The organism is Nitrospira sp. (genome assembly GCA_015709715.1).
GTDB lineage: Bacteria > Nitrospirota > Nitrospiria > Nitrospirales > Nitrospiraceae > Nitrospira_A.
In genome coordinates this window covers 1,597,049-1,620,356 of sequence record CP054184.1, presented here as the reverse complement: position 1 = coordinate 1,620,356, position 23,308 = coordinate 1,597,049, and the positions used below count along the sequence as shown (strand labels likewise).

The following is a 23,308-nucleotide window of genomic DNA, read 5'->3' as shown; positions in this document are numbered from 1 at the left end:
TTGTGGCGGGAACCGGTTTGTTCATGGCGTCGGGGCTCTCCGGGGTCGGTTTCGCGGCTGATCCTGAGGCCGTAGGAAGGCCGCTGGTCGACGCCAAGAACGTGCGGGCGATCATTAAGACGAAGTTCGGCGAGATGGAAATTAAGTTCTTCCCCGATGTGGCGCCGAAACATGTCGACAACTTCATTCAGCTGGCGAAATCCGGCTTTTATAACGGCACGGTCTTTCATCGGGTCATTCCTGGATTCATGATTCAGGGTGGGGACCCGAACACGAAGGACTCGCTGAAAAAAGGCGCCTATGGGCAGGGCGGGCCGGGCCACAACGTGAAGGCGGAGTTCAGCGATCTCGCGCACAAGCGGGGTATGGTCTCCATGGCGCGGGCCCAGGATCCGGACAGCGCTGGCTCACAGTTTTTCATCGTGGTCGAAGACTCGCGATTCCTCGATCGAAAATATACGATCTTCGGCGAAGTGGTGAAGGGGATCGGCGTGGCGGACAAGATCGTGGGGGTTCCCCGGGTGCTCTGCCAGACCGGTGCGCCGAATCCACCCGATAAAGGCCCGTGCGACAATCCGATCGACCGAGTCGAGATGACCGTCACGATTTCCGAGTAACCGCTCTCTCGCCGGGCCGGAGTCGGTCGGACCGACTCTGGCCCGTTGCACGCACCCGCTCACAGTCACAGCCCTTGCAGTAGGCGCTCCGTGATCTCCCGCCGCCGCGAGCGGCATCTCCCCCTGCACTGAACCATGACGCGCGGGCGTACGCCTCCTCGTGCCTGTCGTCCAGGTGTCAAAAGGGTTGGGTAGACTGTTGCGCGCGTACGAGTGTCAAGAGGTGGGAGAAGGCCTTGGTGACGCGTTCGGCATTGGAGGCGGATCGGAAGAGGAGGGTGTCCTCAGGAAACTGCGCTTCCAGTTGGGGGATTGGCCCGGTGCAGAAGCTGAGCTTGGTGATACAAGGGCCGGGGCCCTTACAGGTAAAACGTACACCGTACAGGATCAAGGAGTTCTCCCGGTTGTCCTGCCCTTGATAGTCGACGGACTCGATATCATGGAGATCGAAATTGGTTGCGCCGGTGTTGATCTCGTCGTGGCCGTGATTGAGTTCAATGTGCCCCAGCTTCGTGCCGGTGGGGATGACGGTGTACACCTCGGTCATCTTGGTCGGTTTGCCGGCCTTGGGGCTGCGACAGCTCAGGCCTCGCACAAACCCGTGAGTATTGGTCATGTCACTGATGAACTGCACCGTGTCTTCGACCGTCTGGGCGAAGGTTGCGGCGGGCCAGACCAGTAGACAGGGAAGTATCCAGCCAAGATGCCTGTACCAGTAAGATTTGCCGTAGCCGGCGCGATAGAGGATGACCATAAAGAACTCCGTGCGGGCTCTACCCTACTCAAACCGAAGGCACACTGCAATCCCAGAGTGAAGCGAGAGGCGGTGAAAAGAAGCCCATCAGTGGAGTGAGGGGTAACGGCGGATCAAGGGGGCTACGCGAGGTCTTGGGCGATCTCGGCGGGAGGGATGGCCGGGACAAACGCGGAACTGTGCGGCAGGATGCCCGAACCGTCCACCTGCCCCGCAATCGGCCCGAATCGGAATGTCTCCAGCAAGGAAGAAAGCCGGGGTTCCACCTTTTCGAGATTCATATAGTGGAAGAGCTGTGAGAGGAGCGGACCTTCCATTCTGGGCTGAAACGGATCCAGATCCCAGGCGTGAAAGTAGAGCACCAGAGGGCGGCCTTTTCTATGGAGGCGTCGATACAGCAGAGCCAGCAACGGAAAGGGCAACAGTCGGAAATAACTCCCGCCGGCAATAGGAACTCGTATGCCGCCCAGATTGATGGTAGTCGGCGGCACTTCCCAAATGGGCCCGGAAGTCGTTTCCCGAAGGTGCTGCCATGGCATGGCGTCGGGTAGGCCGCAGTGATTGTGTTGTATGGGCACGAGGCTGGAATCGTAGGTGTGCCCCTCCTCTACCAAAATCGGCAGGGCCCAGGGCGTTTCGCGGGTGATGGTAAACCCTGGAGCTCGATAGCCTTGCACAGGCGTTCCGGTCAGATCCTCCAGGATACGTTTGGCTTTCTGGACATCCGCGCGAAACAATTCGGGGGTCTGCGCCGTCACCAATTCATGGCCGTACCCGTGAGAGGCGATTTCATGCCCGCAGTCGGCGATTTGTTTGATGAGTCCGGGATGCCGTTCCGCGACCCAGGCCAACACAAAAAACGTGGCCCGTGTCTGGTGCCGGTCGAGCAGGTCCAACAGCTTGCAGGTGTTCGATGCCACGCGGCTCTCGAAAGAATCCCAATGCCGACGGCGTATCGGTGAATCAAACCGCGCAACTTGGAAATGCTCTTCGATGTCGAATGTCAAACGATGCACAGCTCTGTCCTTTGACCGCTGTATGCGATGCCCTACAATGCCGATGTAACGGATTCGCCTCGCAGATGTGAGAAAGGATCGTTGCGACGATGATCCCTTACCAGCGAGCTTGTATACACCGGGTGTCACCATGAAGTAAAGCAAAGTTTAAACCCGGCTTGATTCAATGATATTTCAATTGGATAGGATCTGGATGTGGAGTCTCTACGGGGAGGACCGTATCGAAATGGCTTCTAGTCCGTATCTAAAAAGATACGGCTAGAGAGGGTCGATTGCGCAACTTGGTGGAGCTGGAAGCACCGGGCCGTTCGGCTTAGGCGGCCTGCTTGTCAGCGGTGGTCGTGGGAGGTGACGGTTGAAGGGGAACGGTAAACCGAAACACCGATCCGGTTCCTGGTTTACTAGCGGCTCCAATATGTCCGCCCATCAGCTCGACCAATTGTTTGCAGATGGCCAGACCCAATCCGGTTCCACCGTATTTCCGCGTGGTGGATCCGTCGGCCTGAACGAAAGGCTGAAACAATTTGGCCATGGCACCTGAGGAAATGCCGATCCCCTGATCTTCCACCGAAAATTGAACATTGGTGAGATGGGTCGGGGACGCAGCCTCCGAGGTTTCGACGGACAACTCAAACCGCTGTTCCGGGGTGGGTTCGGCCGGCTCAACGAGAATCGTAATGGTGCCGTGCTCGCTGAATTTGATCGCGTTGTTCACCAGGTTGCTGAGGACCTGTTGCAGGCGAGTCGGATCTCCGTGCAAGGTCATCGGCGAGCCCTCTGCGATGCGCGAGGTCAGCTCCAGTCCCTTCCGTTGAGCACGTTCCCGAAACAGGGCGAGGACGCGATTGACGAATGCCGGCAGCTCAAAATCCATCAGTTCCAACGTCAGCTTGCCGGAATCTATCTTCGACAGGTCGAGGATATCGTTGAGGATGACCATGAGCGCCTCGCCCGAAGAGCGGATGGTTTCCGCGCATTCTTTTTGTTCAGTGGTCAAGTCGGTCTCCAGCAGCCAGTCCGTCATGCCGAGGACCCCGTTCATCGGGGTGCGGATCTCATGACTCATCGTCGCGAGGAATTCGGATTTCAGCCGGGCGCCTTCGAGGGCCGCGTCGCGGGCCTGTGCCAGCTTGGCTTGCGACGACAGAAGTGCTTGCAAGACTTGGTTGGCTCGAACCATGTACCGCACGCGATGGGTGAGCAGGAGGGCATTCAGTGGTTTGATGATGAAGTCGGTGGCGCCTGCCTCATAGGCCTTGGTGATGGAGTCAAAATCATCCAGTCCCGTCATGATGAGGATCGGCGTATGGCGTCCCGCTGGTAGCTGGCGTAGGGCTGCGCAGGCGGCGAAGCCGTCCATTTCAGGCATCATCACGTCGAGCAACACCACGTCCGGTTGGAGACGTTGAAACGCGTCGAGGCCTTCGCGCCCGTTGTCCGCTTCTTCGACCGTCCACCCTGCCTGTTCCAAGGCCTCTCGGGCAAACATCCGAATGATGATGTCATCATCCGCGATGAGGGCCACCGGCGACGGACCAGGGAGTTGCGGGTTCATGAGGGATCCCCCTTTGCGATTTCGTTCCGAAACGTGGTGCAGACTGTGACGTACTCAGACTGGAGCTGTTCGAAGACCCGGTCCGCGTCGACGAGATCCTTACGTATGCCGATCTGTTCCAATTCCTTGCACCGGGCAGCAACGGCCAGTGCTCCCAACTGTGCGCTGCTGGACTTGAGTCGATGGGCGATCGCCTGGACTGCCGCCGGATCCCCGGACCGGATGGCGGCTCGCAGGGCTTCGACGCTTTCCCGGGAGTTATCCAGGTATTTCCGCAAGACGGAGGCCAACACATTCGGCCGATTGGGCCTTTGGAGAGCGCGAATGCTATCCAGCGCCTTCAGGTCGAGAGCGGGCGATATCTCTTCATGCGACGTGGTGGGTTGGCCTGCCACCCCCTGCAGCTGAGCGACAGAGACCGGTGTGCCGGGTGGTTCGGCCGACGCAGCCCTGCGGACCCACTTGGAGAGGACCTCGCGGAGTTGGCGTTCGGTAAAGGGTTTCGTTAGGTAATCGTCCATGCCGGCGGCAAGGCATTGGTCGCGATCCCCCTGCATGGCATGGGCGGTGAGCGCGATGATCGGGATGCGTCGGCGACCGGCGGCAGCGGCCTGCCGACGGATTTCACCGGTTGCGGTGAGTCCATCCATCTCGGGCATTTGGCAATCCATCAGGATCACGTCCATTTCGCCTTCGGCTGCGGCGGCGACGGCGTGTCTTCCATTTTCCACCACTCTGGTCTGGTACCCCAACAATTCCAGCATCCCGCAGGCGACTTCCTGGTTGACCGGATTGTCTTCCACGAGAAGGATGCGCCCTGCGACTTCTGCATTCCTCGTGGAAGGGGATTGAGGCGTGGAGGCAGGAGACCGTTCGAGTACTATCAGATCGTGCGAGGATAGCGACAGCTGCGGGCTGAATCCTTTTATCAGTGCCGCCGAGGGGTCCTGCCGGTGGAGTCGGATCGTGAATGTGAAGGTCGATCCGACACCAGGGGTGCTCTCCAAACTGATCGCGCCGCCCATGAGGGCGATCAACTGTTTGACGATCGACAGACCGAGCCCGGTGCCGCCGTACCGACGGGTGGTCGAGCCGTCGGCTTGGGCGAATGCGTCGAAGATGCGGGTCTGGGCCGACAGGGGGATGCCGATGCCGCTGTCGATGACCGCCAGCCGGAGCACCACGTCCGTGCCGGAGTCGGACAGGACGTCGGTCGTTACGGAGATGCCCCCTATCTCCGTAAATTTGATCGCGTTGCTGAGGAGATTCAGGATAATTTGGCGCAACCGTACCGGATCTCCCTTGAGATAGAGAGGGACTGCTGCCGCGATGTGCTGCGTCAGACGGAGGTGTTTGCGCCTGGCCGACTCGCTGAACAGTTCCAGGGCTTCATTCAAGAGTTGCGAAAGATCGAAATCCACCGTCTCCAATTCCAGTTTGCCGGCTTCGATTTTGGAGAAGTCCAGAATGTCATTGACGATGGCCAGGAGTGTTTTGCCGGAACGGTGGACGGTCGAGGCCAACCGGCGTTGTTTGTCGGTGAGATCGGTAGTGAGCAGGAGTTCCGTGGTGCCTAGGACGCCATTCATCGGCGTTCGGATTTCGTGACTCATATTGGCGAGAAATTCGCTTTTAGCCTTGCTGGCGGCCTCCGCCGCTTCCTTGGCGGTCCGCAAATCTTCCTCGATGCGTTTTCGGTCCGTCGTATCGATGTGAATGCCGACCATTCTGGCGGTGACGCCGAATGCATCACGGATGACGCTGCCGCGGGAGAGGATCCACCGGTATGAGCCGTCGCGGTACCGGACACGGTGTTCGATCTCGAATTGATCGCGCCTGCCGTCCCAGCAGTCGGTCACCACCGCTAAGACCTCCGGTTGATCCTCGATATGGATGCGGGATTTCCATTCTTCGGCCTCATTGCGCAACTCGGCATCGAGATAACCCAGTTGTTGCTTCCACTGTGGAGAGAAGTACATCTGGTTGGTTTTCAGGTCCCAATCCCAAATGCCGACCGCCGCTCCCTGGACCGTGACGGCCAACCGTTCTTCGCTGGTGCGAAGGGCTTCCTCGGCTCGTTTGCGGTCGGTCGTATCGCGGAAGACCAGCACGGCGCCTGCCGAACGAGAGTCCCGGACGATCGGAGCCAGCACATAGGACACGGGAAAGGAGCGCCCGGTCGTGGTGGTGAGCTGGCCGTCGTCGCTGCGCACGGCTCGACCCGCTGTGGTTTCCTGAAAAATCGCATCCATGACGTTGTGCTCTCGACCGTCCTGTTGCGAGGTCAGGGTGATGATGTGGTCGAGTGAGCGACCCACGACTTCTTCTTCACGTACGGCCCAGAGCCGTTGGCCCTCCGGGTTCAGAAGTTGGATTTTCCAGTTCTGATCGACCACGCAGAGTCCATCCCCCACGGAGCGGATGACGGTGTGGAGCTTATCCCGTTCGTCGGCCAGCTGGGTCTCGGAGGTGCGGCGCAACTGTTCGTTCAGCGCCTGCATTTCCTGCGAGGAGAGCGCCAGGGAGCGCTCGAGCAGCTCATACCCCTGATCCGATTCCACGTAACTCTGGCTGACCCGTTCAAGAAATTTCTGCCAGGCCTCGAGGGAAGAGGGGATCGTATCAGACAGCAGGCCGATCCGCTTTAACTGCCGCGTGAGGAGGTGATGCATGGGAGGTCAGGCTTCGGCCAACGTCGTCAGAGTCATGGTCTGGTTATGGAGATCGCAGGGCCCGCCGCTGTAGGGGGAGATTTCTCCGTATGAGTAGAAGCCGATCTGTTGACTGCCTTGAGGAAGCATGTCCAAGGCGGCTTCCGTTTCCTCTTCGGTTCGCTCTCCCAGCACCAGCCGCCGACCGACACAGCTGATCGCAACGGCCAGAGTCGGGCCCGAAGCGTAGGGGCTGGTCTGGCTCCGGTGGGTCAGCGAGGCCGCCTCGGAGGCGCCTGCCACCAAACGGTCGAAATTGGCACGCATCAACTGCGCCAGCGCCCCTTGTGGAATGTCGCCGGCGAAGGTCAACGAGTGGGTGGCTTCATCAACGCCCAGGACTGTGCGGACCAGGCTCTTCTCGTCGTCCTTCGCGGCCCGCAGGGCGAGGGGGAACAAGAGGGCGGTCGCCGGGAGTCCGGCGGCGCGCTCGGCCAAATATTCCTTGTACAGCTCGAGCGCAGGACGTCCATCCAGCTCGTACAGCACGTTGCCGGCTGATTTCGTCACCCGCCGCTCCGGCCCGAACTTGTCCCACCCGCCCTTGGAGCCATGGCCGACTGTGAGCCGATCGCCGTAAAAGCCGACGGCGGTGACGTAGCCGCTCTGCGGCGTCCGATCCATGATGACCCAGGTGCGCTTGAATCGGGCTCCATCGCCGGCGAGGCCTCCGGTGATGACGGCCGATCCCTTCAGCACGTCGTTCATCCCCTTGACGAGTTCGCTCCCATTGACCGAGAGCCCGTCGGAGAGGACGAAGACGGCCTTCAGCGACGGGCCTTGGAGTTGGGCGGCGACAGCCGAACCGGCCGCATAGGACTCTGCAGGGCCGGAGACAGTTGCCCGGGCAGTCCTGAGCTGCGAGTGCTCGAATCGTACGGCTGCAGCCACCAGATGGTTGTCGATGATGTGCGTCCCATGGATTTCCCCGCTGGTCGAGCAGCCGATGACCTGACTCTGGGGACAGGCGGCCAGCACGTTCCGGATGGTGTCCGGTTGATCAATCAAATCTGAAGCGCCGAACAACAACAACAGGGTTTGAGGGGAGTCGAGTGCGGAAAACGAACTCCCATCCCACTGAGCGCTCGACGAGAGACAGGCGGTAACAAGTTTCATGAGGCCTCCTGTGATGGTGTCGAACCGTCACATCGCTGCGCGGTCAAGAGAGGGCCCGTCGCGGTGCATCGCATCCGTCGGCGCCGAGCATGCGGGGCGATCACGCGTCAGCCTGACATGTCTTTCGATTGAGCTGGTCCGATGGCGTCAGATAGAACAGGATGGGCCACGAAGCCCTCCAACGCTGTATCGGTAGAATGGGAGAGGGACTGAAGGACGTTGGGCGTGAGGGAGCGGATTAGTGGTGATGGTGTTGGCAGCCGGGGCCGTGGATGTGGGACGGCTCTTGTGGCATGGGGGGCAGTTGTCCTGGCAGGACAATCCTCCCGCCTTCCTGCTGCTTGGCCAGATGTTCGGCGATTTCCGGATGGAAGGTCTTCACATAGCCGATCAAGCCATGCAAGAACCGCCGGGACTGGAAGTCCTGACCGGAAAACTCCGTGATGATGGCCAAGGCGCGGTCCAACATGTCTGGAGCGGTGCCGGAATCGGCGATCTGCTGGGGCTGTTGCTTGGCGAAGGTGTCGTATTCCTTCTTGAGCCGCTCGGCAAAGACCGGCATGGGCGCAGAGGGGACGTGCAACGGGCTCAAGGTACGTCGCAACGCCTGGATGGCCGCGATGACTTCGGCATCCTGTCCGTCACGCCGGTCATGGAAATACCCGAAGGTGACCACTTCGATCAGGTTGAAGAGCGCGGCGGCTTTCTCGCCGCCGGCGACCGTGAGCTGACGATAGAGTTCGCGCCGGACCGGGGCGAACTGTTCGCCGAGACGTTTTTGCTGGTATTCGCTGCCGCTGTCCAGATAGGTGCAATCAGGAGGACAGGAGATTCGGGTCAGACGGTGTTCGCCGCAACAGGGGCTACAAATCAACCCGCTGAGCGCCGGGCACGCACGTTTCCCTTTATGCTGATGACAATAGAGGCACTGGCTCATTTGCGCGGTGGTCCCTCTTTGTCGGCTTTCAGCGGCTCGACAAACCCATAGTCCGCCAAGGTGCGTTTGGTTCGCTCGCCGGAGGACGCGGTCGGGCTTTCCAGCCCGTTGACTTCGGCGGCGTTCGAATCCTGGTAGGGAACCAGGATGAGGTGGTTGACGCGGTCGATGCCGAGGTCCGAGGGCGACGGAAGGTACTCCGCGATGACTTGGAACTTGTGGTTCGGGGTCATTCGCCAGATCTTCCCTTTCGTGGCGTCGGAGACATACATGCTGCCCCAGCGATCGAAATCTACGCCGCTCAGGTTCTGGAATCGGGCCGTGAAAAACCCGTTGGACACCAGTTCCGTCAGGGCCCCCTCCGGCGTGATGTCGAAAATCTTTCCCGTATTCCAACTGACGACGGCGAGATGTCCGGTCTTCGGGTTGACGGCGACGCCGGACGGGCCGGCCAAATGGGAGCCCGACACATAGGTCGAGATGGTCAGGGTCGGTGTGAGGTCCGCCCGATAAATGGCGTTGCCGAGCTGATCGGCGAGGTACAGGTGCCCTTGGCCGTCCGAGGCCACGTCCACCAGCGATTGGGGCTGGCCGGCTGTCGCGGCAGCGGGGAGCCGTAACGCGGCGAGGGGTTTGCCGGTCGTCTTGTCGAAGGCGCGGAGCGTATCCAAGTCCGCGACGTACAAGACCTGATCCACTACCGTCATGCCCTTGGGAGCGTGCAAGGTGACATCGCCGCGCCCGCCCTCGATGAACTTGAAGGCGGTGATGCGGCCGTCGTCGCTCAGTTTGGTGATGAAGCCGTTGTTGTCGCGGGCCTCCGGCTCTCCGTTGATGTTGGAAATGAAATATGAATTGGAGGCGGGGTCGGCCAAAAAGCTATGTGGAGATTCCAAGCCGCTGACCTGCAGGGCCCAGGCTGGGGTTCCATGCAAGGCCGCGGTCAAGACGAGCGCGGCCGACAGCCTGATACCGAGACGAAGGTGGACAGCTGCCGCTTGCAAAACTTGTGTGAGGCGCCGGTTGGAAATCATCAATGGAGGTATGATCCGAGGATTGTGTGACTGCATGGTAGCCAAGGGGCCCGAAGACTGTCAAGGAACGGCACAAGCCGGCGTAGGGTCGCGGCCATCCAGCGTTGACTTGATGAAAAATTGCCTGCTATGGTGCCGTCACTTTTCGCCATTTGTCAGGCCAGGGAGGATATTGTGGCAGCTCGAATCATCGACGGAAAAGCGTTGGCGCAACAAGTTCGTGAACGGTTGGCTCGGGAGTCGGCGGCCGTGTTGGCCAAGACGGGCATGAAACCGGGGTTGGCGACCATCTTGGTGGGAGATGACCCTGCGTCGCATCTATACGTGAAGAGCAAACAGAAGGCCTGTGATGCGGCCGGGATCTATATCGACGATTCCAAGCTCCCCGCCAATACGAGTCAGTCGGATCTGTTGGCGCTGATTTCGCAAAAGAATGCCGATCCCAAGATCCACGGGATTCTCGTCCAGCTGCCGCTTCCGAAACACATCGACAGCAAGGTGATTCTCGACGCCGTCTCGGCGCAGAAGGATGCCGATGGATTTCACCCCTACAACTTCGGTCGGTTGGTCGAAGGCAGCCCGATTTTCGAGGCCTGCACACCCAAGGGTGTCATCAAGATGATCGAGTCCACCGGGGTGTCGATCGAAGGCAAGCGGGCCGTCGTGTTGGGACGCAGCAACATCGTCGGCAAACCGCTTGCACTGATGCTGCTCCATCGTAATGCCACCGTCACGATCTGCCACTCCAAGACCAAGGATCTGGCGGCGGTCTGCCGGGAGGCGGAGCTCTTGCTCGTGGCCATCGGCAAACCGAAGTTCGTCACGGCGGACATGGTCCGGGAGGGCGCCCTGGTGATCGATGTCGGCACCAATCGCCTGCCGGACGGGAAGGTGGTCGGCGATGTGGACTTCGAGGGAGTCAGCCAGAAGGCGGGATGGATCAGTCCCGTACCAGGCGGCGTCGGCCCGATGACGATTGCGATGTTGCTCGACAACACGGTGGAATCTGCTAAGAGAATGGCAGGAATGCAATAGGAGAACCGGATGAATCGAGAGCCGCGTCGCCTGAAAGACGTCTTGGCGCAGGGGCAGTTTGCCGTAACGGTGGAATATAATCCGCCGAAGGGCACAAACCTGACGCATGTGGTCGAGAGCGCCAAGGCACTGCTCGGCCGCGTCCACGGCGTGAACGTCACCGACAATACCGCGGCGATCGTGCGGGCCGGGTCCATGCCGGTCTGCCGCGTCCTGTATGAGATGGGACATGACCCGGTCATGCAGTTGACCTGCCGGGACCGCAATCGCATTGCCATGCAGTCCGACCTGATGGGGGCGCACATTCTTGGGATCCGCAACATCCTCTGCTTGACCGGTGACTATCCGACGGTCGGCGACCATAAGGAGGCCAAGCCGGTCTACGATCTCGATTCCGTGCAAGTCATGCAGCTGGTGCAGGGCTTGAATCAAGGCCGGGATTACGCGGGCAACAAGCTGGATGGAGCCACCGCCTTCACGATCGGGGGCGCTGTCACGCCCGAAGCCGATCCGGTCGGGCCGATGCTGGTGAAGTTCGAAGTGAAGGTCCGGGCGGGGGCGGAGTTCTTCCAGACGCAAGCGATCTATCAACCGGACCAATTCAAAACCTTTATGGAGGCGGTGCGCCCCTTTAAGGTCAAGGTGCTCGCCGGAATCCTCCTCCTGCGGAACGCTAAGATGGCGGAATTCATGAACGCCAACATTCCGGGCGTGTGTGTGCCCCAGACGATGATCGACGAGTTGCGTGCCGCGGGAGACAAACATGCATTGGATGCCGGTGTCGAGATTGCCGTGCGAACCATCAAGGCCGTCCGGTCCTTCTGCGACGGAGTCCATATCATGGCCATCAAGGCGACCGATCGGTTGCCGGAGATCCTGGCCAAGGCGGAGTTGGGGTGATGACGATTCCCGAGTTGCTCACATGCAAACGGGAGAAACGAAAGATCACCGTCGTCACGGCCTATGATGCACTCTTTGCCCGGATTGTGGAGCAGGCCGGCATCGAGACGATCTTGGTGGGGGATTCCCTCGGCATCGTGGTGCAGGGTCAGGCCAATACGCTCGGCGTGACGATGGAGGACATGCTCTATCACACCAAACTCGTCGCGGGAGCGGCGCAGCGGGCCTTGGTCATTGGTGACATGCCCTTCATGTCCTATCAGGCAAGTCTCGACGATGCCCTTCGTAACGCCGGTCGCTTTCTCCAGGCGGGGGCGACGGCCGTGAAGCTGGAAGGCGGGGCGACCGTCGTGGATCGCGTGACGGCGATGACGAAGGTCGGCATTCCGGTCATGGGGCATCTAGGCATGACGCCGCAGTCCGTCCATCAGTATGGCGGATACCGAGTCCAGGGCAAGGGCGATGATCGTGCTCGGCAGTTGCTTGAAGATGCTCAGGCCCTGGAGGCGGCGGGAGCGTTCGGAATCGTCCTGGAAGCGATTCCCGTCGAGTTGGCCAAGACTCTGACCGAGGCCCTCACCATTCCCACGATCGGCATCGGCGCCGGTCCCCACTGCGACGGGCAGGTCCTCGTGTTATATGACTTGCTCGGTCTCTTCGACGAGTTCGTCCCGAAATTCGTTAAACCCTATGCCCACCTCAAGGCGGAGGCCCTGCAGGCCCTTCGGCGATACAAAGAAGAGGTGGAGCAAGGAAAGTTCCCCTCCGACACCGAAAGCTACCACTAAGCGTCCTCAGGATCACTCACGGCTGCGGGTCTCGACACTCGCGACTTGAAACACCTGTCGGTCTTCCAGACGGACGGCGGTCAGCTGTCGGCCATATACACAGCCGCTGTCGAGGGCCAAGAGGTTCGTCTGGATTCGTAGGCCGAGGGCAGCCCAGTGGCCGCAGACTACGGTGCATCCATCATGGCGCCGGGACGCGATTTGGAACCACGGATGGTAGCCGGCCGGTGTCAGTTCCGGAGGGCCAGAAAAGGTCGATTCCATGATGCCGTGATCCGAGCAGGTGCGGAGCCTGGTCAGGGCCTTGGCGATAGCGGCAACACGGACGGGACCAGTCAGGCTCGGATCCCATTGCAGGTGTCCGCTCGGGTGCAAGGCTCGAAGGAGCGAATCACAGCGTTCGCCGCGCAGCGCCGCCGTGGCTTCATCCGCCAGTTGTCTGGCTTCCTCGACGGTCCATTGCGGGAGCAGTCCCGCATGGACGAGCACATATTCTCCCTCGTGATGGAGCAGCGGGCGTTGCTGCAACCAGACCATGAGATCATTGCGATCCGGTGCCTCAAGGACTTGGGAAAGGGTGTCCTTCGGACGGAGACTGGCCGCCCCGGATGCAACGGCCAGGAGAAACAGATCGTGATTACCCAATACAGCCACAGCGGATTGACCGAGGCCCTTGATATAACGCAAGACTTCCAGCGAATCAGGTCCTCGATTGACCAAGTCGCCGACGAACCAGAGGCGATCTCTCGTTGGGATGAAGCCGATGAGGTCGGTCAAGGCCCGCAGAGAATGGTAACAACCCTGGAGGTCGCCGATGGCATAGGTGGCCATGGGGCCCAGGGTACCCTGCAGGATGGGCGGAGGCAAGGAATTAGTGGCCGGTGCGTGCGCGGAGTTCCATTTCGATCGCCTGGCAGGTGGACTGATGCCCAAGGACCAGCTCCTGCACAAGAGCGGGCGCCGTCTCCAGATGGGCTTCTCGTCCCAGTGTTTCCAACTTGGCGCAACCGGCCGCAGTTGCGAGGGCTCCCAGCTGCGCGCTGCTGGACTTGAGTCGATGGGCGGCTTCGTAGAGAGCTTTCGGGTCGCTGTGTTCCACGGCCTCACGAATCCGCCCAACAAGGACTCGCGAGTCTTTTAAGTACTCGTTCAGCACTCGAGCCAAGATATCGGGGCGCCCAGGCCGTTGCAGAGCGAGAATGTCTTACCAGGCGCTCTGATCCAGGACGTGAGGAGTTGTCGTGTTCGAAGCCGCAGGCGGCGGTGCATCGGATGGGGTGCTCCCAGGAACACACCATTTGGCAAGGACGTTCCGGAGCTGGGGGAGAGTGAAGGGTTTGGACAGGTAATCGTCCATGCCCACTGCCAGGCAATGGGCGCGGTCTCCTTCCAGCGCATTGGCGGTCAGGGCAATGATGGGCACGCGGGACGACGGCGCGGTGGACTGTTCCCGTTCTCGAATCAGGCCGGTGGCGGTAAAGCCATCCATCTCAGGCATCTGACAATCCATGAGGATTACATCGAACCTCCGAGCCGCCGCCGCTTCCACGGCAAGCCGGCCATGTTCGGCATTCGTGACGGTGCAGCCCAGCAGTTCCAGCATGTTGGAGGCCACCTGACGGTTGACGGGGTTGTCTTCGACCAGGAGGACATGGACGTCGAATCGCCGGGGTGGAGAGGACGCCTTGACCGGCGGCTCCGGGTTCGTCTCAAGGCGTCGGCTGAACAACTGTGTCAGGCAGTCGATGAGCAGGGATGAGCGGACCGGCTTGCGCAGCCAGCCATCGAAGAGGCGGTGGCGGTCGTGTTTGTCGTCGGTGAAATGGTCGATCGAACTCAAGGCGACCAGCAACAGCGCGCGCCAGGCTGGATCTTGCCGAATGGTACGCGCCAGGTCGATCCCGCCCTGATCCGGCATCTGAAGGTCCACAATGGCCATGTCGATTGAACGGCCTCTCCCCCGGAGGCCGTTCAACCGTTCCAGCGCCTCTTGCGCTGAACCGGCCGAAGTGACGCCGACACCACAGTTGTGCAGGTGGTTCTCGAGGATCTGGAGGTTCGTGGGGTTATCATCCACGATCAAGATATGGCGGTCCCCGAGGCTGCGTTCATTCACATGCGGGAGGGCGGTGCCGCCGGCAAGCCCCATCGTGACGGTGAACCAGAATGTTGTTCCTTGGTCGGGCCTGCTGACCAGCCCGACCTCGCCGCCCATCAAGTGAACCAGCTGCTTCACGATCGCCAGTCCCAGACCGGTTCCCCCGAATCGGCGGGTGGTCGATCCATCCGCCTGCGTAAAGGCGGTAAAGAGTCGAGCCTGGGCTGTCTCTGGAATCCCGACTCCTGTATCGCGCACCTCGCCCCGGAGGATGACCGTGGCCTCATGCCGCTCGACAAGTTGAAACGTCACGGCGATCTCCCCTTGCGACGTGAATTTGACGGCATTGCCGATGAGGTTCAGGACGATCTGGCGGAGACGTAAGGGGTCGCCGATGACCGCGTCCGGGATGTCCGCGGGAACGAAGCAGGTCAATTCCAATCCCTTCCGTCCGGCCGGTCCGGAGAACAGTTCGACGGCTTCCTCGATCGTTTGCCTCAGCTTAAACTCCACACGTTCCAGCTCGAGCTTGCCGGCTTCGACCTTTGAGAAATCGAGGATGTCGTTGATGACCTCCAGCAGCGCTATGCCGGAACGGTGAACGGTGTCGACCAGGGACCGCTGTTTGGGGGAGAGGGCGGTCGTTTGCAGCAACTCCGTCATGTCGAGCACTCCGTTCATCGGAGTGCGGATCTCATGGCTCATATTGGCGAGAAATTGTGACTTCGCAATATTGGCCGCTTCGGCGGCTTCTTTCGCCTTCAACAATTCGCAGGCTGCCTGCTTCAAGAGCGTAATGTCCGACGCGATGCCGAGGTAGCCGGTCACGCGACCGTTCGGCTCGCGCAGGGCTGTCACGCTCAGTAACACCGTCAGGCGTGATCCGTCCCGACGGATATAGGTCCACTCGTGTTCGTTCGGGAGGTTGTAGCGGCACTTCGCGATAAAGACGTCGAAGCCGGGCTCGATGGTCGTGCCCAATTCTTCAGAGAACTGACGGGCGCGGGCCACGACTTCTTCCCGTTCATGGAAGAGGGCGGGAGACTGTTGCCCGATCAGCTCTTCCGCGCGATAGCCCAGCAGGGCTTCAGCCGCCGGATTGAAGGTTTGGATGAGTCCGTCGGACTTGCAGGAAATAATGGCGTGGCCGGCATTGTCGAGAAGGGTCTTCTGAAAGAGCAGGGAGGCATGCAGTTCGGCCTCGGCGCGTTTCTGCTCGGTGATATCGCGAACCGTCGCTTGGAGCGCGGGCTGACCCTTCAAACTGATACGGGTGAGGAGCACCGTAGCCGGAAATTCCGGGCCGTCGAGTTTTCGATGCCTCCACTCGAAGAAGTGCGAGCCCTCCCGCATGGCACGTTCGATCATCTGAGGTGCCTTGACTGCTGAGGCGACGCCGTCCGGTTGGACCGTCGGCGAGACGTCCCAGGGGCCGAGCGAGGTGAAGTGCTGCGCGTCGCGTGCGCCGAACATGGCCACGGTGGCCGGATTACAAGCCTGAAACCGCCAGTCGGGGGGCGAGAGGATCATGATGGCGTCGCGCGACGATTCGAACAGCTCCCGGTTTTGCGCCTCGCTTTCGTGCAGATGCATCTCCTGCAGGTGTTGGTTGGTGATGTCCTCCGCCATGCCCAAAAGGAACCGAGGATGTCCGTGGCGATCGAAGATGGGCAACTTCCTGGTGCGTAACAGCCGCTGACCTCGGTGCGGCGTCCGGATGGGCTCCGATAGGATGTGGAACTGCCCGTGGCGAAGGACCTCGCGATCCGTCTTCGTGAAGGCCTCCGCCTGGTCTTCGGGAAAAAGGTCGTAGTCGTTCTTGCCCAGCACGACTCCTCGGCTGAGCCCTATGACTTCCTCCGCCGCTCGGTTCCAGCGTGTGAATCGCAACTGTTCAGTCTCTTTGACGAAGACCATGATGGGAAGGTTCTCGACGACCGAGTTCAGGAAATGTTCCGTCTGCTCGTCGTCGCAGGGGGTACCGCTGAGGCGTCGAAGGGTCCGCCGCCAGATGTCTGCGATCACGGCCATGGGTGCCACCCCGTTCCGTCGCTCATGCCACGGACCGTTCCGATCGAGTGAGGTTGTCTTCCATGGCCGCAGTGGGACTGTCGACCGGGGATTGCTCGACGGAGCTGAGTGCCACGAGGGGGATGCCTTGCAGTCGGCTGCTCTCCATGAGTTGTGTGGCGAGCCGAACCGTGAACCAGAAAGTAGACCCCTGACCGGGACTGCTCTCCACTCCGACCTCTCCCTCCATGAGATGGGCCAGTTGCTTGATGATCGCGAGGCCGAGGCCTGTGCCGCCGAACCGCCTCGTCGTCGAGCCGTCAGCCTGAGAAAAGGCTTGAAACAGACGAGCCTGCGCCTCTTGAGAGATACCGATTCCTGTGTCTCGAATACGAAACTTGAGGTGGACCTCAGACGGCTTGCGGGAACATTGCTCAAGGGTGACCGCCACGTCACCTGTCTGTGTGAACTTGATGGCATTACTGATCAGGTTCAAGAGAATCTGACGAAGGAGGCTGGACGCTTCCGGGAATCCCAGTTCGCTCTTGGTTTGAACCGTACCCGGCTCTGCGCCCGGTGGGTCCTGCCGCGAGAAGTTGTAGTGTCGCAATACATTGCCGCGCAGGCGGATGCCGGTATGGTTGGCCTCCCTATAGGCGTTGAGCCGCGGGGGAGCCGTATGGCAGGCCGTACAATTCAAGGCGTATTTCCTTGCGAAGGCCGGGATGGCTTCGGCAGTTCGGATCGGCACGAGTTCGATGGCTGTCGGCGCCAGGAGAAAGGTCGCGGCTGCCCGAACGAGGCCCGATCGCATGGGGTGCCTGAACAACGCGACGTCCTTTTTTCGGCCTGCGATGCGTTCGTGTTGTACAGAGGAAGCCCATTCTCCGTGCCGGTGCCGCACGTCGACGGTCTGGTGTCGGTGGATTTTGGGCGAGACTTAAGAGGGTGCCGGTTCGAGACGGGGGACCGACTGAGGAACAGGCCTAGGACGAGAGACGCTTAGTCGGAGGATAGGTGGCTTCGACGATGCTGCGGAGGCCGCCACGGGCGGCGAATTCACCGGTCACCGTGGCCCATATCGGGCGACAGGCCTTAACGATGTCCTGCAGAATGCGATTGACGGCATTCTCATAAAAGATGCCGACGTTTCGGTAGGCGTGGATGTACATCTTGAGCGCTTTCAACTCAAGGCAGTGTTTGTCCGGTTGGTACTTGAGGGTAATGGCTCCGAAGTCGGGCAAATTGGTTTTGGGGCAGATGGCAGTGTACTCGGGGATTTCGATGGTGATCTCGTAGCCTTTGTATTGATTGGGAAATGTTTCGATCTCAGGCAAGGGAGTGGTGATACCGCTTTTCGCGTGCCGCTCGTTATACCCCAGACGTGTCGCCTTCATCGATCGGCGTTTTGGTGCTCTCCCCTTCACCCTTCACTCCCGGCGCGCGTGATCACACCTGCTTCATCCATTCCAGTTGGCCAAGTTCGTTGAGCTTGTTGTAGAGCGTCACCCAGGGGCAAGCCATATCCGGATAGACCTCGCAGAACCCACCTTTACGGACCCCTCCGCAGGGGCCGTGACTCATGAACTTCGGACATTCCGCCTTCAGTGAGCCGTCGGGGATCGGGGGACGTTTATGGACTCCCCCCACATGCTGGTCGCCTTGTTCCTCACCAGGCACTATAACGCGCAGCGGCATAAGTTCAGCTTACATCCAAGCGTGGTAAGCGACCATGTTTACCTGCTTCTTGGTTGAACTGCAACTGAATAGCGTACCTCTCCACCACATTAGTTTTGCTTGGAGAGCTGTGTTAACCCATTTAGGGCCAACGGCCTAGCGGTCCCCCGTGCTGCTAGGCCTTCTTTCGTTCGCGTTGGGCCTTCTGCAAAGTTGCAATACTTTCACAGCCTTTTATAGACTTGCTGTTACGCAGGAATGGTAAATCTTAGTCGCGTTCTGGGTAGGCCTTCCGATTGACAGGTTTTTTCGCCCTTTGTTACACTCGGCGGCGGAATGCGGCCAGATGAAACCAATCCTCACACTGAACCAGGAACAGCATTCAGAAGCCAAACGAAGAACCGGTGTCGAATTAATCTGCGTCCGACTGACCGTCCATTGTGTAAAAGGTCGGAAGCGAATAAAGGGAGGGAATCCTTATGAGCCTTGATTACGTCAAGTTTTCAAATGGCTTTGAAAAGTTCATGCCAAAAGAATATCGCGATATGGTGGAGCATGGCCCATTCGGCAAGAAGGTCTCGGTTTCGCAGATGGGGTCTTTCAAGGAAGTGCTCGAAGAGCACCCCATGTGCGCCGGCTGTGCCATGACCCTCTTCATCCGCCTGGCAATGATCGCATTCCCCAACCCTGAGGATACGATTACCGTGGGCACTGCCGGTTGCGGGCGATTGGCAATTTCACAGGCCGCAATTCCCTTTGTGTACGGCAATTATGGTGACCAGAACGGTGTGGCAAGCGGACTCTCCCGCGGCTTGCGACTGAGGTTCGGTGATAAGCCTAAGGATGTGGTGGTGATGGCCGGGGACGGTGGCACGGCGGATATCGGTTTCCAGCAGGTCTTGCACTCCTGGTTCCGCAAGGAACGCTTCACGACCATTATGCTGGACAATGAAGTTTACGGGAATACCGGAGGCCAGGAGAGTGGCATGACGAACCGAGGCGCGGTTCTGAAGATGGCCCCCCTGGGGAAGAAGTTCGAAAAGATGGACATGTTGCAGATGGCTAAGGTTGCCGGATGCGCCTACGTGGCCTCAGTCGTGCCAAACAACCCTCGCCGGGTTGAGAGCGTGATTAAGAAGGCTGTGTTGATCGCACGAGAGGTCGGCTCGACTTACATTCAGGCCTATACATCCTGCAACATCGAATATGCCATTCCGACTGACAAGGTCATGGAAGATGCCAAGAACGTCGAAAATGATCGCTATCAGTTTACGGAATACATCAGCGACGAAGCGAAGCAGTATCTGACTGAGCGGTACGGCTACAAAGAGTTTCTCCAAAAGCCGGCGGCGCAGGCTCAAAGCCTTCCCAAGGCATAAGGCGGATTTTCCCAAGGAGGATCGAGCATGGCGAAACGATTTAACATCCGCATGGCCGGCGTGGGAGGCCAGGGCGTGGTTACCGGCTCACACATTCTGAGCACGGCGGTGATCAATGCGGGCGGAGAAAGCACGATTGTGCCGTTCTACGGATCGGAAAAGCGGATGGCCCCGGTTGAGAGCTACGTGCGGGTCTCAGACGAACCGATTTATGAAATCGGAGAGATCACCTTTCCGCATATCATTATCATTTTCCATCCTCAGGTGATCACGCATGGGAAATCCTATACGATGCCGTTCTACTTCGGCTTGAAGGAAGATGGTATCGCGTTGATCAACAACGATGGCCCGATGAAACTGCACAAGGATCAGGCTCGTGAGTTGGAAGAGCGTCGTGCCAAGCTTTATTATTTCCCTGCGACCAAGATCTCGCTCGAGGTTGCCGGTATGGATCTCGCCACCAACATGGCGCTCATGGGTTGCATCGGAGCGATCACCGGTTTGACGAACATGGCCGGCTTGGAGCAAGCCGTGAAGGATCGGTTTCTCGGGAAGGGATTCGTGGTGTCCGGCGGTACTGCGGCGTTGGATAGCGTCGTCGAGCGGAAGTTCAAGAAGAAGCAGGAATTGATTGAGAAGAACGTCGCCGTCATGCGGGCGGGGTGGAACTACGCTGTCGATCATGGCTGGGCTTCTCCGGAAGTGAAACGTGCGGAAGAGCCGGTGGCAGCGGCCGCCGCAAAATAGGCGATACAGAAGGAGCGTCCATGTATCTCGTAGCCGATATCAATGTTGAAATTTGCGCCGCGAAGAGTTGCAAGCTGTGCACGCAGTATTGCCCCGAGGCCAACACCATTCTCTACAGCGATGAAATGGGGAAGGACAAAGGCTTTAAGTACGGCTCCGCTTATGTAGCCGTCGATCGATGCAAGGGATGTGCGCAATGCGTGTGGGTCTGTGACAATATGGCGAAGAACAATGCCATTAAGATGATCATGATCGACCAGCTTCCGAAAGCGGCACTGACAGACAACATCACCTATGGTGAAAAGAGCACGACGGCCGTGTTGGCCAGCCCAGTAGTTGGGTGAGAGGACGAAAGGGGAAACGGGGTGGGAACGACGCAAGATACGAGAGCGCGCATCATCGTGCCGGGACCGGCTGGATTCCATCCGCCGTCTGCTGCTCAATTGGGAGTGGCATTGCCGGATCCAGGGCAGGGTCTGTACTACGGTTTGTTGGAGACGAACGAGGATGTGGTCATCGAGGAAATGGCTCGAAAGATGTTGACGAGTCCCAATGCAACGATCTTCCCCGGGCCTCTTGTCCTGTGGGCATGGAACGACCACGCGGTGGAGAAGGCGAAGGCCGTCTTGGAAATCGCCGCTCAAATTCCTGAAGTCATGATCATTCCGATGCCGGACTATCGGCCGAAGTACCCGAAGATCGACCCCGAAGAGGTGATTAACCCCAACCACCCCAATCTCACCATCTGGGGTAATAAGATCGAAGCCTGCATTTTCATCGGAGTCCATTGCCACTATGCGAATCTGACTTTGAAGATGATTCGGGCAGGGACGAATTGCTGTACCATGGCAATCTGTGCGGAACAGGGGCACGAAGATGCGATGCTGACCATCCGTGATTCGGATACGTTGAAGTTGAGAAAGGTGGCTCAGATCTTTAAGAAAGTTCGTGAAGAAATGGGCATCAAGCTCCCGGAGGGCGGCGAGAACGTCCGGTTCACCGGTACGCAGTCGAAAGTTCACGGTGGCAAGACTCACACCAATCCCCTCACCTTCATGCCTTCTGCGGCCGGCGCCGGTAGCGCAAGCGCCTTCGGCCATACAGCCGAGCAAATGAAGCGGGAAGGATAGGACCGAGAGGCAGAGGGCGATATAGCCATAGAGGTGTAACCATGAGTGAAACGCAAAAGACCAATCCGCAGGGCGACCCTACCACGAGCGTGGCTCCGAAGGTCGAGGTGAAGAAGGATCCGCATGCGGAAGCCAAGAAGCAACAGGTCGTCACGCCGGAATACATGTTCCTGGAAGCCCCGCGGACGAAGGAATTTATTACGGGCAGCGAAGCAGCGAAAGAAGCGATTCGACGCTCCAACGTCGACCTTGCCATCGCCTATCCCATCACGCCTCAGAGCGAGACCATGCAGTTGGTCGGCGTTCTGTACGGTGAAGGGTATGTGAAGGAATACTACCGAGGAGAGGAAGAGGTCGGTGTGATGGCGGCGATTGCCGGTGGATCCCGCGCAGGTGTGCGTTGCTACACGGCAACGGCTGGGCCTGGGACGCTTCGCGGCCTCGAAGGGATTGCCTCATGGCCTGGTCATCGCCTGCCCGTCGTGGCGATGTTCACCTGCCGCGTCGTCAATGCGCCCTTGGCCATTCAACCGGACAATATCGAAGTCTCCTATCTGCTGAATTGCGGCATGATCGTCTTCCATGCTGAGAATCAACAGGACATGTTTGATTTCACTATGGCCGGGTTCACGATCAGTGAAAAGAACGACGTGACGTTACCGGTCGGCGTCTGCTGCGACGGGTTCTTTGTGACTCATGCCCGTGGGTATGTGCGGATGCAGGATCGTAGCATCAAATTGCCGCCTCGGGAACCCTGGCGGGGTGCCGTGCCGGTGCTCGATGCAGAGAATCCGCCCGCTCGCTTATCCCGCGATGCCCCGGTTCAGAAGTCCAACTTCATGGCCTACAACATCCATGCTGTGTGGCAGCAGGAAGTGTGGGCTGCAGTCGAACGTTCCAGGAAATACATCAACAAGTATTTGGGGGGGCTGCTGACGCCTGAAAACGTCGAAGATGCCGAGGTTATCATCGTGGCTTCGGGCAGCGCTGCCGCGCAATCTCGTGAGGCAGTTCGGTTGTGCGCAGAGAAGGGCCTCAAGGTCGGTCTTATCAAGATTCGCTCCCTGCGCCCATTTCCGACTCAAGAACTGCGACAACTATGTGGGAAGGCGAAGCTCATTGTCGTGCCCGAATTCAATTACGTCGGGTGGCTGGCGAAAGAAGTCGCTACGGCGATTTACGGCTATTCCAACGCGAAGATCATCGGCGGGCCTCGGGTCTATGGTGGGCAATCCATGCCGGTGGAATTGATCGTCGACGAAGTGGAGTCCGGCGTGACCGGGAAAAAGTCTACCAACGTCGCGATGTCTCAAGTCATGGGTGCGACCGGCGCAGACCATGAGGCGATGGGACATTTTATGCGCAGCATCTAAGTACTGCGTGGTCGCCTGAAAGTGAAAGAGCCTGCCTGTAAAAAGGCAGGCTCTTTTCATTTGAGAAGCGGTTGGGGTGTCCTGTCACCAACTGCAAAGGTGCGGGCTATGCGAGTAGCTAACCCTGCAGGTCCTCTTCGATCATATCCGGGCTTTCCGGCATGCCGTGGGCGATGAATTTGGCGTAGGACAGGAAAATGATGCTGCTATCACGCATCGCCTTGGCACCGTGGGTCATGCGCTCCAGTTTTACCGAATCCTTGGGCTGTGCCGTTTCGAGGGTGCGTACATGCTCGTCCAGCAGGATGGTATACCGTTCCATGGCCATCTCGATCTCTCGATAGGCCTGCAGGATGGCGTCATTCATGATTGTTTCCTTTCTTCAGGTAAGATACTCTAGCTTCTTTTGAGGGGTCAACAGGTTGCATGCC

The 23,308-nt window shown here is 59.2% G+C and carries 22 protein-coding genes and 1 pseudogene; 9 read left to right on the top strand and 14 right to left on the bottom strand.

The window, feature by feature from the left end:
• The first annotated feature begins 23 nt into the window (after window positions 1–23).
• Complete coding sequence (locus HRU82_07660) at window positions 24–617, top strand: peptidylprolyl isomerase (protein QOJ37145.1); 594 nt, start codon at window positions 24–26, stop codon at window positions 615–617.
• A 178-nt stretch (window positions 618–795) separates the two neighbouring features.
• Here HRU82_07660 and HRU82_07655 read toward each other — a convergent pair whose 3' ends face one another.
• The 7 genes from HRU82_07655 to HRU82_07625 all read right to left on the bottom strand — a co-directional run bounded on the left by HRU82_07655 (window position 796) and on the right by HRU82_07625 (window position 9,740).
• A complete protein-coding gene (locus tag HRU82_07655; GenBank protein QOJ34826.1) occupies window positions 796–1,371 on the bottom strand; it encodes a hypothetical protein in 576 nt (191 codons plus the stop codon).
• 122 nt (window positions 1,372–1,493) lie between these two features.
• Complete coding sequence (locus HRU82_07650) at window positions 1,494–2,387, bottom strand: DUF3473 domain-containing protein (protein ID QOJ34825.1); 894 nt, start codon at window positions 2,385–2,387, stop codon at window positions 1,494–1,496.
• A gap of 313 nt (window positions 2,388–2,700) precedes the next feature.
• Window positions 2,701–3,942: a response regulator gene (locus HRU82_07645; protein ID QOJ34824.1), complete on the bottom strand. Its 1,242-nt coding sequence runs from the start codon at window positions 3,940–3,942 to the stop codon at window positions 2,701–2,703.
• Window positions 3,939–6,614 carry a PAS domain S-box protein gene (locus HRU82_07640; GenBank protein QOJ34823.1) on the bottom strand — a complete coding sequence of 892 codons (2,676 nt, stop codon included), beginning with the start codon at window positions 6,612–6,614 and terminating at the stop codon, window positions 3,939–3,941. The genes HRU82_07645 and HRU82_07640 overlap by 4 nt, the downstream gene beginning before the upstream one ends.
• Window positions 6,615–6,620: 6 nt before the next feature.
• Complete coding sequence (locus HRU82_07635) at window positions 6,621–7,769, bottom strand: FIST C-terminal domain-containing protein (GenBank protein ID QOJ34822.1); 1,149 nt, start codon at window positions 7,767–7,769, stop codon at window positions 6,621–6,623.
• Between the two features lie 238 nt (window positions 7,770–8,007).
• Window positions 8,008–8,706: a hypothetical protein gene (locus HRU82_07630; GenBank protein ID QOJ34821.1), complete on the bottom strand. Its 699-nt coding sequence runs from the start codon at window positions 8,704–8,706 to the stop codon at window positions 8,008–8,010.
• Window positions 8,703–9,740 carry a hypothetical protein gene (locus HRU82_07625; protein ID QOJ34820.1) on the bottom strand — a complete coding sequence of 346 codons (1,038 nt, stop codon included), beginning with the start codon at window positions 9,738–9,740 and terminating at the stop codon, window positions 8,703–8,705. The genes HRU82_07630 and HRU82_07625 overlap by 4 nt, the downstream gene beginning before the upstream one ends.
• Window positions 9,741–9,914: 174 nt before the next feature.
• Here HRU82_07625 and folD point away from each other — a divergent pair, with 174 nt between their 5' ends.
• From folD to panB, 3 genes are read left to right on the top strand one after another with little or no spacing between them, the layout of a single operon-like run.
• Window positions 9,915–10,775 carry a bifunctional methylenetetrahydrofolate dehydrogenase/methenyltetrahydrofolate cyclohydrolase FolD gene (gene folD / locus HRU82_07620; protein QOJ34819.1) on the top strand — a complete coding sequence of 287 codons (861 nt, stop codon included), beginning with the start codon at window positions 9,915–9,917 and terminating at the stop codon, window positions 10,773–10,775.
• A 9-nt stretch (window positions 10,776–10,784) separates the two neighbouring features.
• Complete coding sequence (locus HRU82_07615; GenBank protein ID QOJ34818.1) at window positions 10,785–11,675, top strand: methylenetetrahydrofolate reductase; 891 nt, start codon at window positions 10,785–10,787, stop codon at window positions 11,673–11,675.
• On the top strand, window positions 11,675–12,463 hold the full coding sequence (gene panB / locus HRU82_07610) for a 3-methyl-2-oxobutanoate hydroxymethyltransferase (protein QOJ34817.1): 789 nt from the start codon (window positions 11,675–11,677) through the stop codon (window positions 12,461–12,463). The genes HRU82_07615 and panB overlap by 1 nt, the downstream gene beginning before the upstream one ends.
• A gap of 12 nt (window positions 12,464–12,475) precedes the next feature.
• Here panB and HRU82_07605 read toward each other — a convergent pair whose 3' ends face one another.
• The 6 genes from HRU82_07605 to HRU82_07580 all read right to left on the bottom strand — a co-directional run bounded on the left by HRU82_07605 (window position 12,476) and on the right by HRU82_07580 (window position 18,269).
• The gene (locus HRU82_07605) at window positions 12,476–13,294 is read right to left on the bottom strand and encodes a symmetrical bis(5'-nucleosyl)-tetraphosphatase (protein ID QOJ34816.1); all 819 of its coding nucleotides are present in this window, start codon (window positions 13,292–13,294) and stop codon (window positions 12,476–12,478) included.
• Window positions 13,295–13,334: 40 nt separating this feature from the next.
• Entirely contained in the window at window positions 13,335–13,619 is a 285-nt protein-coding gene (locus HRU82_07600) for an Hpt domain-containing protein (GenBank protein QOJ34815.1), read from the bottom strand.
• Window positions 13,620–13,667: 48 nt separating this feature from the next.
• Complete coding sequence (locus HRU82_07595) at window positions 13,668–16,592, bottom strand: PAS domain S-box protein (protein ID QOJ34814.1); 2,925 nt, start codon at window positions 16,590–16,592, stop codon at window positions 13,668–13,670.
• Between the two features lie 22 nt (window positions 16,593–16,614).
• Window positions 16,615–17,385 (bottom strand): hypothetical protein, encoded by a 771-nt coding sequence (locus HRU82_07590; GenBank protein QOJ34813.1) that lies wholly within the window; start codon window positions 17,383–17,385, stop codon window positions 16,615–16,617.
• A 172-nt stretch (window positions 17,386–17,557) separates the two neighbouring features.
• A complete protein-coding gene (gene queF / locus HRU82_07585; protein QOJ34812.1) occupies window positions 17,558–17,968 on the bottom strand; it encodes an NADPH-dependent 7-cyano-7-deazaguanine reductase QueF in 411 nt (136 codons plus the stop codon).
• 52 nt (window positions 17,969–18,020) lie between these two features.
• Window positions 18,021–18,269 carry a methylenetetrahydrofolate reductase C-terminal domain-containing protein gene (locus tag HRU82_07580; GenBank protein QOJ34811.1) on the bottom strand — a complete coding sequence of 83 codons (249 nt, stop codon included), beginning with the start codon at window positions 18,267–18,269 and terminating at the stop codon, window positions 18,021–18,023.
• Between the two features lie 458 nt (window positions 18,270–18,727).
• Here HRU82_07580 and HRU82_07575 point away from each other — a divergent pair, with 458 nt between their 5' ends.
• The 5 genes and pseudogenes from HRU82_07575 (at window position 18,728) to HRU82_07555 (ending at window position 22,877) form a co-directional block, all read left to right on the top strand.
• Window positions 18,728–19,627: a ferredoxin oxidoreductase gene (locus tag HRU82_07575; protein ID QOJ34810.1), complete on the top strand. Its 900-nt coding sequence runs from the start codon at window positions 18,728–18,730 to the stop codon at window positions 19,625–19,627.
• 27 nt (window positions 19,628–19,654) lie between these two features.
• On the top strand, window positions 19,655–20,374 hold the full coding sequence (locus HRU82_07570; GenBank protein ID QOJ34809.1) for a 2-oxoacid:acceptor oxidoreductase family protein: 720 nt from the start codon (window positions 19,655–19,657) through the stop codon (window positions 20,372–20,374).
• A gap of 20 nt (window positions 20,375–20,394) precedes the next feature.
• A pseudogene (locus HRU82_07565) lies at window positions 20,395–20,625 on the top strand (hypothetical protein).
• Between the two features lie 114 nt (window positions 20,626–20,739).
• Complete coding sequence (locus HRU82_07560; GenBank protein QOJ34808.1) at window positions 20,740–21,504, top strand: 2-oxoglutarate:ferredoxin oxidoreductase; 765 nt, start codon at window positions 20,740–20,742, stop codon at window positions 21,502–21,504.
• Between the two features lie 41 nt (window positions 21,505–21,545).
• On the top strand, window positions 21,546–22,877 hold the full coding sequence (locus tag HRU82_07555; GenBank protein ID QOJ34807.1) for a ferredoxin oxidoreductase: 1,332 nt from the start codon (window positions 21,546–21,548) through the stop codon (window positions 22,875–22,877).
• Between the two features lie 118 nt (window positions 22,878–22,995).
• On the opposite strand, the gene HRU82_07550 is transcribed toward HRU82_07555, so the two are convergent.
• Complete coding sequence (locus HRU82_07550) at window positions 22,996–23,244, bottom strand: hypothetical protein (GenBank protein ID QOJ34806.1); 249 nt, start codon at window positions 23,242–23,244, stop codon at window positions 22,996–22,998.
• Between the last annotated feature and the right edge of the window lie 64 nt (window positions 23,245–23,308).